The sequence below is a fragment of the Methylobacterium sp. HJ2 genome (assembly GCF_056431005.1).
Genome location: NZ_JBWJYM010000002.1, coordinates 544,644 through 559,962, shown reverse-complemented (window position 1 = coordinate 559,962; position 15,319 = coordinate 544,644). Strand labels below are relative to the sequence as shown.

At 70.9% G+C, this 15,319-nt stretch carries 16 protein-coding genes; 10 read left to right on the top strand and 6 right to left on the bottom strand.

Going from position 1 to position 15,319, the window contains the following annotated elements; translation table 11 throughout:
• Position 1: 1 nt before the first annotated feature.
• From ACS5RC_RS07280 to ACS5RC_RS07260, 5 genes are all read left to right on the top strand, one after another.
• Positions 2 to 982 carry a cation diffusion facilitator family transporter gene (locus ACS5RC_RS07280; protein WP_478343153.1) on the top strand — a complete coding sequence of 327 codons (981 nt, stop codon included), beginning with the start codon at positions 2 to 4 and terminating at the stop codon, positions 980 to 982.
• Between the two features lie 17 nt (positions 983 to 999).
• Positions 1,000 to 1,839 carry a shikimate dehydrogenase gene (locus ACS5RC_RS07275; RefSeq protein ID WP_478343152.1) on the top strand — a complete coding sequence of 280 codons (840 nt, stop codon included), beginning with the start codon at positions 1,000 to 1,002 and terminating at the stop codon, positions 1,837 to 1,839.
• Entirely contained in the window at positions 1,836 to 2,468 is a 633-nt protein-coding gene (gene coaE, locus ACS5RC_RS07270; RefSeq protein WP_478343151.1) for a dephospho-CoA kinase, read from the top strand. Before ACS5RC_RS07275 ends, coaE begins: the two co-directional genes overlap by 4 nt.
• Positions 2,469 to 2,524: 56 nt before the next feature.
• Positions 2,525 to 3,244, top strand: coding sequence for a DNA polymerase III subunit epsilon (gene dnaQ / locus ACS5RC_RS07265; protein ID WP_478343150.1), 720 nt, complete (start codon positions 2,525 to 2,527; stop codon positions 3,242 to 3,244).
• 341 nt (positions 3,245 to 3,585) lie between these two features.
• Entirely contained in the window at positions 3,586 to 4,935 is a 1,350-nt protein-coding gene (locus ACS5RC_RS07260) for an extracellular catalytic domain type 1 short-chain-length polyhydroxyalkanoate depolymerase (protein WP_478343149.1), read from the top strand.
• Positions 4,936 to 5,086: 151 nt separating this feature from the next.
• Here the strand turns inward: ACS5RC_RS07260 and panC are convergent, their stop codons facing one another.
• The 4 genes from panC to bla all read right to left on the bottom strand — a co-directional run bounded on the left by panC (position 5,087) and on the right by bla (position 7,978).
• Entirely contained in the window at positions 5,087 to 5,935 is an 849-nt protein-coding gene (gene panC, locus ACS5RC_RS07255) for a pantoate--beta-alanine ligase (protein ID WP_478343436.1), read from the bottom strand.
• A 99-nt stretch (positions 5,936 to 6,034) separates the two neighbouring features.
• The gene (locus ACS5RC_RS07250) at positions 6,035 to 6,406 is read right to left on the bottom strand and encodes a hypothetical protein (protein WP_478343435.1); all 372 of its coding nucleotides are present in this window, start codon (positions 6,404 to 6,406) and stop codon (positions 6,035 to 6,037) included.
• A 195-nt stretch (positions 6,407 to 6,601) separates the two neighbouring features.
• Positions 6,602 to 7,075 (bottom strand): Cys-tRNA(Pro) deacylase, encoded by a 474-nt coding sequence (gene ybaK, locus ACS5RC_RS07245; protein ID WP_478343148.1) that lies wholly within the window; start codon positions 7,073 to 7,075, stop codon positions 6,602 to 6,604.
• 3 nt (positions 7,076 to 7,078) lie between these two features.
• Positions 7,079 to 7,978, bottom strand: coding sequence for a class A beta-lactamase (bla, locus tag ACS5RC_RS07240; RefSeq protein ID WP_478343147.1), 900 nt, complete (start codon positions 7,976 to 7,978; stop codon positions 7,079 to 7,081).
• Positions 7,979 to 8,069: 91 nt separating this feature from the next.
• On the opposite strand from bla, the gene mnmE reads away from it, so the two are divergent.
• Positions 8,070 to 9,389: a tRNA uridine-5-carboxymethylaminomethyl(34) synthesis GTPase MnmE gene (gene mnmE / locus ACS5RC_RS07235; RefSeq protein ID WP_478343434.1), complete on the top strand. Its 1,320-nt coding sequence runs from the start codon at positions 8,070 to 8,072 to the stop codon at positions 9,387 to 9,389.
• 56 nt (positions 9,390 to 9,445) lie between these two features.
• On the opposite strand, the gene ACS5RC_RS07230 is transcribed toward mnmE, so the two are convergent.
• A complete protein-coding gene (locus ACS5RC_RS07230; RefSeq protein ID WP_478343146.1) occupies positions 9,446 to 9,595 on the bottom strand; it encodes a hypothetical protein in 150 nt (49 codons plus the stop codon).
• Between the two features lie 325 nt (positions 9,596 to 9,920).
• Between ACS5RC_RS07230 and mnmG the strand changes: the two genes are divergently transcribed.
• The 4 genes from mnmG (at position 9,921) to ACS5RC_RS07210 (ending at position 14,251) form a co-directional block, all read left to right on the top strand.
• The gene (gene mnmG / locus ACS5RC_RS07225; RefSeq protein WP_478343145.1) at positions 9,921 to 11,801 is read left to right on the top strand and encodes a tRNA uridine-5-carboxymethylaminomethyl(34) synthesis enzyme MnmG; all 1,881 of its coding nucleotides are present in this window, start codon (positions 9,921 to 9,923) and stop codon (positions 11,799 to 11,801) included.
• Entirely contained in the window at positions 11,801 to 12,433 is a 633-nt protein-coding gene (gene rsmG / locus ACS5RC_RS07220; RefSeq protein ID WP_478343144.1) for a 16S rRNA (guanine(527)-N(7))-methyltransferase RsmG, read from the top strand. Before mnmG ends, rsmG begins: the two co-directional genes overlap by 1 nt.
• Positions 12,430 to 13,278 carry a ParA family protein gene (locus ACS5RC_RS07215; RefSeq protein ID WP_478343143.1) on the top strand — a complete coding sequence of 283 codons (849 nt, stop codon included), beginning with the start codon at positions 12,430 to 12,432 and terminating at the stop codon, positions 13,276 to 13,278. Before rsmG ends, ACS5RC_RS07215 begins: the two co-directional genes overlap by 4 nt.
• Positions 13,279 to 13,345: 67 nt before the next feature.
• A complete protein-coding gene (locus tag ACS5RC_RS07210; RefSeq protein ID WP_478343433.1) occupies positions 13,346 to 14,251 on the top strand; it encodes a ParB/RepB/Spo0J family partition protein in 906 nt (301 codons plus the stop codon).
• 4 nt (positions 14,252 to 14,255) lie between these two features.
• Here ACS5RC_RS07210 and ACS5RC_RS07205 read toward each other — a convergent pair whose 3' ends face one another.
• Positions 14,256 to 15,206: a diguanylate cyclase domain-containing protein gene (locus ACS5RC_RS07205; protein ID WP_478343142.1), complete on the bottom strand. Its 951-nt coding sequence runs from the start codon at positions 15,204 to 15,206 to the stop codon at positions 14,256 to 14,258.
• Positions 15,207 to 15,319: the final 113 nt, after the last annotated feature.

The following is a 15,319-nucleotide window of genomic DNA, read 5'->3' as shown; positions in this document are numbered from 1 at the left end:
GGTGCAGGGCAGGTCCGGGCACGGCGAGGTCCGTCCTCGCAGCAACGCCCATGGGAGTCACAGTCACGGCAGCCACGCCCATGGCGGGATCGGCCACGCCCACGCGCCGAAGAGCTTCGGGACCGCCTTCGCGATCGGCATCCTGCTCAACACCGGCTTCGTCGGCCTCGAGGCGACCTATGGCTGGCTCAGCAACTCCATGTCCCTGGTGGCGGATGCCGGGCACAACCTCTCCGACGTGCTCGGCCTGATCGTCGCCTGGGTCGCCTCGGTGCTGGTGCGCCGCCGTCCGAGCGCGCGCTTCACCTACGGCCTGCGCGGCTCATCGATCCTCGCCGCCCTGTTCAACGCGGTGTTCCTGCTGGTCGCCGTCGGCGCGATCCTGTGGGAGGCCGGGACGCGATTTCTGGATCCCCAGCCGGTCGCCGGCGTGACCGTGGTGGTGGTGGCCGGGCTCGGGATCGCCGTGAACGGGGTGACGGCGTGGCTGTTCGCCTCGGGTGCCAAGGGCGACATCAACATCCGCGGCGCCTTCCTGCATATGGCCGCCGATGCGGCCGTCTCGCTCGGCGTGGTGCTGGCCGGGCTCGTCATCCTCCTCACCGGCCTCGAATGGATCGATCCGGTGGTGAGCTTCCTCATCGGCGGCCTGATCATCTGGGCGAGCTGGGGGCTGCTGCGCGACAGCGTGACGATGTCCCTCGACGCGGTGCCGGAGGGCATCGCGCCGGACGCCGTCGCCGCGTTCCTGCGGGCCCGGCCCGGCGTCTCCGAGCTGCACGATCTCCATATCTGGCCGATGAGCACCACCGAGACGGCGCTCACCGCGCATCTGGTGATGGCGGAGGGCCATCCGGGCAACCGCTTCCTGATCGCGACCGCGGAGGATTTGCGCGCCCGCTTCGGCATCGCCCACGCCACCCTGCAGATCGAGGAGGCGGGCGGACCGCCCTGCCACCTCTCGGGCGCCTGCACGGTATGAGGTCGGGGACCGGATCCATGAAACGCGCCTTCGTCGTCGGCCACCCGATCGCCCATTCGCGCTCGCCGCTGATCCACGGCCACTGGCTCGACCGCTACGGCATCGCCGGGCGCTACGAGCGCGTGGACGTCGCGCCGGAGGACTTCGCCGACTTCATAAAAAATATAGCCGGCGCAGGATATGTCGGCGGCAACGTCACCATCCCCCACAAGGAGGCCGCCTTCAGGCTGGCCGACACGTTGACGCCGCGGGCCGAGCGGATCGGTGCCGTCAACACCCTGATCCTCACCGAGGACGGGACGATCCGCGGCGACAACACCGACGCACCGGGTTTCGTCGCGCATCTCGATCAGACCCTCGGGCAAGACTGGCTGGCACGGACCGGCGGCACTGCCCTCGTGCTCGGAGCCGGCGGGGCAGCACGGGCGATCGTGGTGGGGCTCGCCGAGCGTGGCGTCGCGCGGATCCGCGTCGCCAACCGCAGCCCGGCACGGGCCGAGGCGGTCGCGGCGCTCGCGCCGGGCCGGGCGGAGCCGGTCGCGTGGTCCGATCTGCCCGCCTGGCTGGCCGAAACCGATCTTCTCGTGAACACCACCTCCCTCGGCATGACCGGGCACCCGCCGCTCGAGATCGACCTCGCGCCGCTGCCCGTCGGCTCGGCCGTCGCCGATATCGTCTACGCGCCGCTCGAGACCCCGCTCCTCGCCGCCGCGCGGGCGCGCGGGCTCGCGGCCGTCGACGGCCTCGGCATGCTGCTCCATCAGGCGGTGCCGGGCTTTGCCGCATGGTTCGGCACCCGCCCCGCGGTGACGCCGGCGCTGCGCGACCGGATCGTCGCGGATCTGGCGGCCCGATGAGCGCCCGTCCCCGCCCGGAGGGTCGGCCCTTCGTCCTCGGCCTGACCGGCTCGATCGGGATGGGCAAATCCGCCACGGCGGCGATGTTCGCGGCGCGCGGCGTGCCGGTCCACGATGCCGATGCGGCCGTCCACGCGCTCTACGGTGCCGGCGGCGGCGCGGCCGAGGCGATCGCTCAAGCCTTCCCGGGCACGCGGGCACCGGACGGGAGCGTCGACCGGGTGCGGCTGCGCGCGGCGGTGCTCGATCGGGCCGACCGGATGGCGGAACTGGAGCGGATTGTGCACCCCCTTGTCGGTCAGGTCGCCCGCGCCTTTCTCGCGCGCCACGCCGGGGCGCGTCTGGTGGTTCTCGATATCCCGCTCCTCTACGAGACAGGGGGTGAGGCGCGCTGCGACGCGGTCGCCGTGGTAAGCGCGTCGCCGGAGATCCAGCGCGCGCGGGTTCTCGCCCGTCCCGGCATGACCGAGGCGGCCCTCGACGCCATCCTCGCCAAGCAGCTTCCCGACGCCGAGAAGCGGCGCCGCGCCGACTTCGTGATCGACACCGGCCGGGGTTTCGCGGCGGCGGAGGCGGAGGTGGACCGCATCATCGCCGCGGTCACGCAGGCCGGGCAGGCGATCGGTTAACGGCTCTCCCCTAATCCGGTAGGGTCCGGCCCCGGTCGCCCCCAGGATGGCAAGAGATGTTGCGCGAGATCGTCCTCGACACCGAGACCACGGGCACCGATGCGAAGAACGGCGACCGGCTGATCGAGGTCGGCTGCGTCGAGCTCATCAACCACATCCAGACCGGGCAGAGCTTCCACCGCTACGTCAATCCCCAGCGCGCGGTCCATCCGGACGCCTTCGCGGTGCATGGGCTCTCCGACGCGTTCCTGGCGGACAAACCGCTCTTCGCGGACATCGTCCGGGACCTCGTCGCCTTCTGCGAGGGCGGTCGCTTGGTGATCCACAACGCGCCCTTCGACGTCGGCTTCCTGAACATGGAATACGCCCGCCTCGGCGCCGCGGCCCCCAAGCCGATCGCCCTCGACGAGGTGGTCGATACCCTGCCGATGGCGCGGCGCAAGCATCCGGGCTCGCCGGCGAGCCTCGACGCCCTGTGCAGCCGCTACGGCATCGATCGGAGTCGCCGCACCAAGCACGGCGCGCTCCTGGACGCGCAGATCCTGGCCGAGGTCTATGTCGAGCTCCTCGGGGGCAAGCAGACCGGGTTCGATCTCGGCGCCGCCCTCCCCCAGCAGGCCGCGAGCAGCACCGCCTCGGATACGATCGCGCGCGGGCCGCGCCAGTATCGGGCTCGGTTGAGTGAGGCGGAGCGGGCGCGCCACGACGCGTTCCGGGCGAGCCTCGGCGCGAACGCGATCTGGGCCGAATACGTGGCCGAGGACGGACCGGCCTGACGCGAGCCGAGGAACCGACCCGGGAGCCCGAGGATCACATTTTGTCGCGCAGCTACCGCATTGCACAATAAGTATTGCGGCGCACAAGAAGGATCCGCTACCATCCCCCTGGATGATAGGTGGATGGCGTCGCGGGCCGCCCTCGCCGATCGCCTGCGCTGACCCGCATGTCCGCCGGAGCGATCCCCTGTTCGGCGCACGATGATCCGTAACCACCACAGTCGAAAGCGGATTCCGCCGCTGCATGGGCGGAGCCCCCGCCGATCGAGGCCGGGTCTCGGCAACGCGATGATGCTGGACGCACGAGGTGCCCGGCGCCGATTCGAAGTTTGCGAGGATCCATGACCGATCGTCCCGACACGACCGATCGCCCCGGCCGGACGCAGGCGCCCTTCGATCAGATCTTGGAGGCGACCCGCCTCGTCAGTCTCGGCCGCATCGCCGAATCGACCGCTCTGATCCAGCGCACCCTGTTCGGGCACGCGGCTGGACCCGGCCGCGAAGAGATCGGTCGCCCCATACCCCACCAACCGCCGACCCGGAGTTCCGATGGGGAGCCGGCTCCTGCGCGCCGGACCCCGGCCGCAGACGGCCTCGCTGAGGCGGCGGGGACCGCCACCCAGGCGTCGGTGGTACCCGAGCGCGTCCGAGCCGCGGTGGATGGCGTCGTACGCGGCCTCGGCAAAACCGTCGCGCCGCTCCTGAAAGGCCTGGAGGGTCTGGCCGGAGGCGAACAGGCGGGGATGCCGCTCGGACAACATGGGGAAGGGCCGGGCGCGGAGCCCGCCTCCTTCGGGCCGGCCTCCTTGGGGCCCGCCGGCGGCAGCTTCGTGGAGCGGCAGTTCAGCGCTGCCGCCGGCTCGCGCACCTACAAGCTGTTCATCCCGAGCCGGCCGCAGCGACCCGCCGCGCCGCTTCTGGTGATGCTGCATGGCTGCACGCAATCCCCGGACGATTTCGCCTCCGGGACCGGCATGAACGTCCTGGCCGAGCGTCATGGCCTGTACGTGGCCTATCCGGCTCAGACCCGGATCGCGAACGGACAGAAATGCTGGAACTGGTACGAGTCGCGCGATCAGGGCCGTGAGAGCGGCGAGACCGCAATCATCGCGGGGCTCACCCGCACGGTGACGGCAGAGCATGGGATCGACCCGGCCCGGGTCTACATCGCCGGCATGTCGGCGGGCGGTGCGGCGGCGGCCAATATCGCGCGCGCCTATCCGGACCTCTACGCAGCGGTCGGCATCCATTCGGGCCTCGCCGCCGGCTGCGCCCGCGATCTCTCCTCGGCCCTGATCGCCATGCAGGTCGGTGCCCCCGGCTCCGCCGAGCCCTCCGGCTTCGGTGCACCGCTGGTGGGCATCCGCGTGCCCACGATCGTCTTCCACGGGGACGAAGACGGCACCGTGAGCGCTCGCAACGCGGACCAGATCGTCGCCCAGGCCGGAATCTCCGGCCTCACCCCGAGGCGCGAGACGATCGAAGATGTGGGCCATCCCGTCACGCGGACCCTTTATGCGGATCAGCACGGGCGGGTGGTGATCGAGGATTGGCGCGTGCGCGGCGCTGGCCACGCATGGTCCGGCGGCGATCCGCGCGGCAGCTACACCGATGCGCGCGGCCCCGACGCCTCGCGGGCGATGCTCGATTTCTTCGCGCAACACCGCCTGGCGCCCGCCGACATTCGGTAGCGGTCGTCCGGCGCTCAGGCGTCGGCGCTGGAGCGCTTCAGGGCCTCATACGCGGGTGCGGCGTAGCGGTCGCTGAGGGCGACGCGCCGGATGGAGCCGCGAGGCGGGTCCGCGGGGCTCCGAGACGACCCCCTCCCCGCTCCGGCCGGCACTACACCGCGACGTTATCGATCAGGCGCGTGCGCCCGAGATAGGCGGCGGCCAGGACGCGGGCCGGACCCGTGACCCGCGAGACGGGCTCCAGCGATTCGGCATCGCAGACCGCCACGTACTGAACCCGGAAGTCGGCCGCCTCCAGCGCCGCGATGCCGGCGGCCAGTGTGGGGGCCGTCTCGCTGCCGTCGCGGACGCTCTCGGCGATGTGCTGCAGCACGCCGTGGAGCGTCGCGGCGCGCGCCCGCTCCGCCGGTTCGAGGTAGCGGTTGCGCGAGGACAGGGCGAGCCCGTCCGGTTCCCGCAAGGTCGGCACGCCGCGGATCTCCGTCTCCATGTCGAGGTCGCGCACGGCCCGCCGGATCACCTGGAGCTGCTGGAAATCCTTCTCCCCGAACAGCGCGACGTCGGGCCGGACCTGATTCAGAAGCTTCGTCACCACGGTGGCGACGCCTGCGAAATGGCCCGGCCGGAAGGCGCCGCACAGGCCTTCCGTCAGGCGTCCCACCGTGATCTGGGTGGCGAAACCCGACGGGTACATGGTCTCCACGCTGGGCGTCCAAACCGCATCGGTGCCGGCGCCCGCCAGGGTCTCGAGATCGGCCGCGAGATCGCGCGGATAGCGGGAGAAGTCCTCGCTCGGCCCGAACTGCGTCGGGTTCACGAAGATGCTCACCACCGCGCGGCCCATGCGCTTTGCCTCGGCCACCAGAGCGAGATGGCCGCTATGCAGCGCGCCCATCGTCGGCACCAGCGTCACGCGTTCTCCAGCCGCGCGCCAAGCCGCGACCTGGGCCCTCAGCGGAGCGAGATCGGCGTAAGCCGGCGGCCGACCGGGGACAGGGATGTTGAGGGACACGCGCACTCGCTCCGGGAGAACCGGCGCTGACTTAATCCCGGCTCCGCCGCCGCGCCAGCCCGCCGATGCGGCCGACCGTCGGTTCTCTCAAGGACAATAGGGCAGCAGCGCGCGGCCGTAGGGATCGTCGACGCCCGGTGGCGGCGTCAGCCCGTAATAGCTCGGCTTCGACAGGCCGTAGGCCGAGCCGACATAGCTCGGATCGTCGGGTGCGTTCGTCGGCACCAGCGCGCGGCGTGGGACGCAGCCGACATGGATGCGCGCCGGCGGGGGAGCGTGCCGCATGACGTCGCCACCGTCGCCCCGGGGAAAGTAGCGAGGCGCCGTCAGCGGGGCGCCGAGCGCGGCCCGGTCGGGCATCGGGTAGGGGGCCTCGACGAGATCGGCGGCGGGGGCCGTTCCGGCGGCCAGGGTGAGGCACGCGCCCGCAAGCGGACATGCGATCGCGGCCGCCCGCATCGTCCGCCCCATCGCCATCGTCAGGTTCCGCATTCCGGTCAAGCCTCTACCCTGGCCCAGCATGGTAAATCGCGGGTTACCGTCCGGTGTCCCGCGATGCCGGCCGCGGATCCCGCCACGGCCTGTTGCTCAGCGAACCGGACGACGGGGATCGCCCCACACCGGGGCCGCGAGACGGGATCGAGGGCTCCCGCCTCAGGTGAGCGTGGCCGTGCGCGCTCGCAGGACGGTGACGAGGTCGGCGGGCCGGAGGCGGATCTGCAATCCGCGGGCGCCGCCGTTCACGTGGATCTCCTCGCTGCCCGTGAGCGAGCCGGCATCGATCAGGGTCGGCACCGCACGCTTCTGACCGAGCGGGCTGATGCCGCCGACGTGATAGCCCGTCAGCCGCTCGGCCTCGGCCGGCTTCAGCATCGCGGCCGACTTGCCGCCGAATGCCGCGGCCACCCGCTTCATGCTGACCTCCTTGTCGGAGGCGATGAGCAGGCAGACCGGCTTGCCGTCGACGGCGGCCATCAGGGTCTTCAGGACCTGATCGGCCCGAACGCCGAGCGCTTCCGCCGCCTGGAGGCCGATGCGCGGCGCATCCGGGTCGTAGGCGTAGCTGTGCAGGCTGTAGGGTGTCCCGGCCTGGTCGAGTGCGCGTGTCGCGGGCGTAGCCTTCGCCACCTCTCAGATCCTTCCATGGGCGGAGCCCGCGACGAGGCCTCCGATCTCCGCATGGGCCGCGTCGCGCCTGTCCGCCGGGACGCGCGCACCGGTCAGGTAGATCGCTGCGAGCAACGGCGGCCGGTCCGGCGGGCGCAGGATCGCCACCACGTTGGCGGTGCCGTTCTCCCCGCTTCCCGTCTTGTCGCCGACCCTCCAGTCCGGCGGCAGCCCGGCGCGCAGGCGCTTCAGGCCCGTGCGGGCGGCGAGCATCCAGGCTTCCAGTCGGTCCCGGCTGGCTGGCGCGAGGATCGTGCCGAGCAGGAGCGCCCGCAGGGTCGCGGCCATCGCTTCCGGCGTGGTCGTGTCGCGCGGATCGGCCGGGATCGCGCTGTTCAGATCAGGCTCCCAGCGATCGAGCCGACTCGTCGTGTCGCCGACCGTGCGGAGCCACGCAGTCAGGCGGTCCGGGCCGCCGCGTTCGCGCAGCAGGAGGTTCGCCGCCGTGTTGTCGCTCCAGATCAGCGCGGCGGCGCAGGCCTCGCCCAGCGCGATCGTCCCCGTCCCCCCGCCAGCCTCGACGATGGGCCGGGTGACCGGGGCATAGCTGTCGAGATCGGCGGCCGTCACAGGAAGGCGCAGGGCGAGATCGGCGTGCCCGCGATCGACCTCGGCCAAGGTTGCGGCGACCACCAGGACCTTGAAGGTGCTGCAGAGCGGGAAGCGCTCCGTCTCCCGGTAGCGCAGCAGGATGCGCCCGGATTCGCCGTCGCGGATCGCGAGCCCGAGCTGCCCACCCGTGCGGGCCTCGATCGCGGCGATCCGGTCCACGAGGCCGGGATCGGCGACGGCGGAATGCGTGCAGGCTCCGGCCAGCAGCGCACCGAGACCGAGGCTCAGATCGCGGCGTGTCGGATCGTGCATGGCGGCCCTCCCCTCTCACGGGCCGCGTTCGTCCGGCATCGGCCCGGACGCTGTGATAGAGCGGCCGGCAGGATCAGGCGAGGGACACGGGATGGATGGCGGCAGCACGATCTTCGCGGCGGCGAGCGGGTTCGGGCGTGCCGCGATCTGCGTGATCCGGATCAGCGGACCGGCCTGTGCGTCGGTCCTCGCGACGCTCGCCGGATCCGTTCCCGAGCCGCGGCGGCTCGCCCTACGCACGCTGCGCGACCCGGCTGATGGCGCGGTCCTCGACAAGGCGCTGGTGTGCTGGATGCCGGGCCCGAACACGTTCAGCGGCGAGGACATGGCCGAACTGCACCTGCATGGCGGCCTCGCAGTCCGGAGCGGCGTGACCCGGGTGCTCTCGGAGATGCCGGGATGCCGGCCGGCGCAGGCCGGGGATTTCACCCGACGTGCGGTGCTCAACGGCCGAATGGACCTGACCGAGGCGGAAGGGGTGGCCGACCTCATCGAGGCCGAGACCGAGGCCCAGCGGCGTCAGGCCCTGCGCCAGCTCGATGGCGCGCTGGGACGACAGATCGAGGCGTGGCGGGAGGAGGCCCTGGCCTGCCTCGCCGGTGCGGAGGCGGCGCTCGATTTCACCGATGAGGGCGATGTCGACGCGGATGCGCTCGACGCCGCGCTCCAGGCCCGCGTCCGCGCGCTGCGCGACGCGATCGTGGCCGCTCTGGTCGACGGGCGCCAGGGTGAGCGCCTGCGTGAGGGCTTTGTCGTCGTGCTAGCCGGAGCGCCCAACGTCGGCAAATCGACGCTGCTCAATGCGCTAAGCCGGCGCGAGGCCGCGATCGTTTCCGACCGGCCCGGGACCACCCGGGACCTGATCGAGGTCCGACTCGATCTCGCGGGTCTGCCGGTCGTGCTGGTCGATACGGCGGGGCTGCGCGAGACCGCCGATGCGGTCGAGGCGGAGGGCATCGCACGCACGCGGCGACGGATCGCGCAGGCGGACCTCGTCGTGCTGCTCTCTTGTGGCGAAGCTCGGTCGGAGGCGCTGGCCGCCGACCTGCCCGTCTTGCGCGTGGCGGCCAAGGCCGATCTCGACGCTGATCCTCGCCCAGCCGACGAGGGGATCCGGATCTCGGCACGGACCGGTGCGGGGCTTGATACCCTGCTCGACGCCCTGAGGACCCGCGCCGCCGAATCGCTCGGATCAGGCGATGCGGTGGTGACGCGCGAGCGGCATCGGCAGGCGCTCTCTCGCTGCGTGGATCATCTCGACCGGGTCGTGCGGGCGGTGACGGGCTCGCTCCCGGAACTCGTCGCCGAGGATCTGCGCCTCGGGGTTCGCGCGCTCGGCGAAATCACGGGGCAGGTCGGTGTCGAGGACGTGCTGGACCGCCTGTTCGCGAGTTTCTGTATCGGGAAGTGAAGGTTCCGAACGGTCGGTCGGCGCGGTTTTGTTTTCACGTGAAAACACGCGGCGTCTCAGCCGCGGCTGAGGAAGACACCGGTCAGCAGGAATGCGAAGGCCGCCAAGCCAAGGAGGCCTTCCTTGCGGCGCGTGGAATCGGTGAAATGCGCGACTGCGCCACCCGCGCAGCACAGGGCTCCGAGCCCGATCGCGACTACATGCATCGATGCCTCCTTCACAAGCAGACCCCAGCCTTGAGTCGATGCATGGGAGCCCCAAGCCAATGCATTGGCTCACCCGCCCGCCAGGTCCTCTGCAGGTTTCAAATTTGTTAATGCAACATGAATGCCACATTCGCCCAACGCAGCCACCCTGCGTCGAGTATTCCGCGCGGCCTGCTCTGCTCAGATCGGCCGAAGCGAAAACCCAATCTGACTTCAAACGATCGCGTCTGCATCCACCAAATGGACGACTCTCAGGCCTCGGGAGCATCCGCCAACGCGGTGCTCTTCCGTTGACGCGCGGTGCGGCGGGCGCTTAATCCGCCCCATGTCTGTCGCATCCCACACCTTCGACGTCGTCGTGATCGGCGGCGGCCATGCCGGCGTCGAGGCCGCCGCGGCCTCGGCTCGCTGCGGCGCCCGCACCGCGCTCGTCACCCACAGCGTGGCGACGATCGGAGCGATGTCGTGCAACCCGGCGATCGGCGGCCTCGGCAAGGGTCATCTCGTGCGCGAGATCGATGCGCTCGACGGCTTGATGGGCCGGGTCGCGGATGCGGCCGGCATTCAGTTCCGCCTACTGAACCGGCGCAAGGGGCCCGCCGTGCGCGGTCCCCGCACCCAGGCCGACCGCAAGCTCTACGCGGCGGCGATGCAGCGGGCGGTGGCCGAGACGGCGGGTCTCACGGTGATCGAGGGCGCTTGCGAGGATCTGACCCTCAGCGGCGAGCGGATCTCCGGGGTGGTGCTCGAGGACGGGCGCGTCTTGTCCTGTGCCGCCGTGGTGCTGACCACCGGGACCTTCCTGCGCGGCCTCATCCATATCGGCCCGGTCCAGATCCCGGCCGGACGGGCGGGCGAGGCGCCCGCGATCGGCCTCGCCCGGACGCTCGATCGGCTCGGGCTTCGGCTCGGACGCCTCAAGACCGGCACCCCGCCCCGGCTCGATGGGCGGACCATCGCCTGGGATGCCCTGGAGATGCAGGAGGCGGATGCCGATCCGGTGCCGTTCTCGACGCTGACGGAGCGGATCACCACGCCTCAGATCCGCTGCGGCATCACCCGCACCACCCAGGCCGTGCATGATCTGATCCGTGACAATCTCCACCGCTCGCCGATGTATTCGGGCGGCATCAACAGCCGCGGGCCGCGCTACTGCCCGTCGATCGAGGACAAGGTGGTGCGCTTCGGCGACCGCGACGGCCACCAGATCTTCCTGGAGCCCGAGGGGCTCGACGACCCGACCGTCTATCCGAACGGCATCTCGACGGCCTTGCCCGAGGAGGTCCAGCACGCCCTGATCGCCCTGATCCCGGGTCTGGAGCAGGCGCGCATCGTCCGTCCGGGCTATGCCATCGAGTACGATTACGTCGATCCGCGCGAACTCGACACGGCCCTTGCGGTGAAGCGCCTTCCGGGCCTGTACCTCGCGGGTCAGATCAATGGGACCACGGGCTACGAGGAAGCCGCTGGCCAGGGCCTCGTCGCCGGCCTGAACGCGGCCCGGCTCGCGGGCGGCGCGGCGCCGGCCCTGTTCGATCGCGCCGAGTCCTACCTCGGCGTGATGATCGACGATCTCGTCACCCATGGGGTGAGCGAGCCCTACCGCATGTTCACCTCGCGTTCGGAGTACCGCCTGTCGCTGCGCGTCGATAACGCCGACGAGCGCCTGACTCCGCGGGGCATCGCGTTCGGCTGCGTCGGCGCCCATCGAGCCAAGCATTTCGCGGTCTCGCAGGATGAACTGACCACCACCCGTGCCCGCCTGGACGCCTTGAGCCTGACCCCGACCCAGGCGCGCCAGCACGGCATCGACCTCAATCAGGACGGGATTCGACGGAGTGCCTTTCAACTCCTGTCCTATCCAGACCTCGACTGGGCGCGGCTCTCCACCGTCTGGCCGGAACTTGGGACCGTGCCGCCACGGGTCGCCGAGCGTCTGCGCACGGATGCGACCTACGCGGTCTATCTCGACCGCCAGAGGGCCGATATCGCCGCCTTTCGGCGCGACGAGGCGGTACGGCTGCCCGCGCATCTCGATTATGGCCGGATCAGCGGTCTCTCGAATGAGATGCGGCTGAAGCTGGAGGCCGTGCGTCCCGGTACGCTCGGTCAGGCCGCGCGGATCGAGGGCGTCACGCCCGCGGCCCTGACGCTGCTCGCCGCCCATGCGCGCCGGGCCGTTCCTACCGTGGCGATCTCCGCCTGATGGCTGCCGATGCCGAGCGCCGGCGCGTCCTCGCGGAGGCCGGTGTTTCACGTGAAACAGCCGCGCGGCTCGACCTCTACGTGGAACAGCTCCGACGCTGGCAATCCGTGAAGAATCTCGTCGGTCCCGCGACCCTGGCGGAGGTCTGGACGCGACACATCGCGGATGCCCTGCAATTGCTGGCCATCGCACCTGATGCGCGGCGTTGGCTCGACCTCGGCTCCGGCGCCGGCATCCCGGGCCTGATCCTGGCCATCGCCGGCAGCCCCGGGATCGAGGTCGATCTGGTCGAGAGCAACGCCCGCAAATGCGCCTTCCTTCAGGAGGCGGCTCGGCTCACCGGTGCCCCGGCCCGTGTCCACAATGCTCGGATCGAGCGCGTGATCGAGCGCCACCACGGCGCCGATGTCGTTTGCGCCCGCGCGCTGGCACCCCTCGAGCAGCTTCTCGCCTGGACGGAACCACTGTTGAAAACGGGCACCACCGGTCTGTTTCCGAAGGGTCGCGAGGTCGAAGCGGAATTGACCCAGGCCGCGACCCGGTGGACAGTCGCCTACGACCTCGTTCCGAGCCGAACCGAGTCGGCGGCCCGGATCGTGCGCGTCACCGCACTCGCGCCCCCGAGCCCATGACAAGCGACGTACCCGTTTCCCCCGTCCAGCCGGTCGCCTCCGCGCGACCGCTGCGGATCCTCGCGCTCGCCAACCAGAAGGGCGGCGTCGGCAAGACGACGACGGCCATCAACCTCGGAACGGCGCTCGCCGCCATCGGTGAGCAAGTCCTGGTGATCGATCTCGATCCGCAGGGCAACGCCTCGACGGGGCTGGGGATCGATCGCCGTCAGCGCCGCTACTCGACCTACGAGGTGATGGCAGGGGAGGCGACCCTGGCGCAGGCCGTGATCCCGACGGCCGTGCCGCGTCTCTCGATCGCGCCCTCCACGATGGACCTGCTCGGCCTTGAGCTGGAGATGGCTTCGAGTGCCGATCGCTCCCATCGCCTGCGCGGTGTGCTGCGGAGCATGGGTGAAGCCCCGGAGACGCGCGGCTTTACCTATGTGCTGATCGACTGTCCGCCCTCGCTCAACCTTCTGACCATCAATGCCCTCGCCGCCTCCGATGCGGTGCTGGTTCCGCTGCAATGCGAGTTCTTCGCCCTGGAAGGTCTGAGCCAATTGCTGCGCACGGTCGAGCAGGTGCGTGCCGCGCTCAACCCGCGCCTGACTATCCAGGGCATCGTGCTCACCATGTTCGACCCGCGCAACAATCTCTCCGCGCAGGTGGTGGCGGACGTGCGCAGCTTCATGGGCGAGAAGGTCTACGAGACCATGATTCCGCGCAACGTGCGCGTCTCTGAAGCGCCCTCGCACGGCAAGCCGGCCCTGCTCTATGATCTCAAGTGTGCGGGCTCGCAGGCCTATCTGCGCCTCGCCTCCGAAGTGATCCAGCGCGAGGGACGGGTGCCGGCCGCGGCCTGAGGCCGGCCCCACGTCTTCCACACGGACCAGAGTTTCAGACATGGCGTTGCGTAGCGGGGGTGAGACGATGGCGGATGAGGCACCACGGCCCCGTCTGGGGCGCGGGCTCGCGGCCCTGATCGGGGATTTCGGCGAAGCCGCGCCCGAGGGTGCCAAGGCCCCTGCCCCGCTGCGCAAGGTCGCCGTCGAGTTCCTGCGCCCGAACCCGCGCAATCCGCGCCGGCGCTTCAGCGAGACCGACCTCGACGAGCTGGCCGTCTCGATCCGCGCCCGCGGTCTGATCCAGCCGATCGTGGTGCGGCCCCTTGCCGAGGTGCCGGGCGCCTTCGAGATCGTGGCGGGCGAGCGCCGCTGGCGCGCCGCGCAGCGCGCCGAACTCGACGAGGTTCCGGTCGTCGTCGTCGAGATCGACGATCGGGCCTCGCTCGAATTCGCGATCCTCGAGAATGTGCAGCGCGCCGATCTGAACGCGATCGAGGAGGCGGCGGGCTACGAGCGGCTGATGAGCGAATTCGCCTATAGCCAGCGCGAGCTGGCCGAGATCCTCGGCAAGAGCCGCAGTCATCTCGCCAACACCTTGCGGTTGCTGAACCTGCCACCGGCCATCCAAGAGCGCGTGATTGCCGCCGAGATCACTGCCGGCCACGCCCGGGCGCTCCTCGCCGTGCGCGATCCCGAGGCCGTCGGGCGCCGCATCGTGGAGGAGGGGCTCTCCGTCCGCGAGGTCGAGGCGATCGCCGCCGCCGAGACGCCGGAGGCCGAGGGTCCCCGCCCCGGCCGTCCCCGGGGTCCGAGCGAGCGCACCGAGGAAATGCGCTCCCTGGAGCGCCGGATGGCACGGGCGCTGGGCGTCGGTGTCGTGCTGAAGGCCAAGAGCGCGGCCGAGGGCGAGATCCGGATCCGGTATCAGAACGCCGAGGAGCTCGAGGCGCTCTGCCGTCGCTTCCGCGTCTCCGACGCTGAGCCCGAGTGAGGGCTCAGGAAGCGGGCGCCATCCCGATCCGTGCGCGGAAGCGGTCGGCCTCGGCCGATGCGATCAGTGTATCGGCGGTCCTGCCCGAGCCGGCCTGGGCAAGGCCGAGGCTTGCGCCGACCTGAAGGCGGCTGCCCGCGATCCGGATGTCTTGATCGAGGCTGACGCGCAGGGCGGCAGCGAGATTGCGCGTCTCCGTGTCATCGAGGCCGTCGCGCAGGATCAGCACGAAGTCGTCACCTGCCAGGCGGCCCGGGACGGCCCGGTGTCGGCGGGCGAAACCCGCCAAGCGGTCGGCGACAGCGCACAGCACCGCGTCCCCGCCTGCGGGCCCGAACTGGGCCTCGATCGCGCCGAAGCGCTCGAGATCGATCGCGACGATTGCGGGAGCCGGAAGCCCATCCTGCAGGCGCTCCGCCACGTGCGCGCGCAAGCAGGCCCGGTTCGGCAGGCCGGTGAGGTAGTCGTAGTGATCGGTGCGGTGCCGGTGAGCGATGGCGGGCCCCGACCCGGTGACGTCCCGTGCCGTGCCGCGATAGCCGAGCAGGGCGCCCGAGACATCGCGCACGGGCATGCCGTCGACCGCGAGCACGACGACGCGGCCATCCCGCCGGATGCTGCGGTGCAGCAATTCCGGATAGGGGCGCTGCCCTGCTGCCGAGCGGGCGATCATCCGCTCGATGCGTGCGGCTTCGTCGAGGGGCATGAGGTCGAACGGTGACCGCCCGATCAGCTCGCCTGCCGTGTAGCCGAGCCCGTCCCGACAGGCACGCGAGAGGCTGACATAGTGCCCGAAGGCGTCCGTCTCCCAGGTCCAGACCGGGTCGCCGTCCCCGCGCAGGCGTGCGATGGCGCGGCGCAGGGCGAGCGGGTCCGCGCCGAGACTGCGATCGGCCGCCGACCCGGGGAGAACGGGGGTCGTGCCGCTGGCGGACCGCACAGGATGGATCGACATGTGTGCAGACCGCGGCTGAAACCGCTCTCAGGTTGCAGTGGATCGATTAACGCACGGTTCCGCCGCGGGGCCCCTTCGCGGCCCGTGATCTCAGGAGCGATCACCGGCGGGTG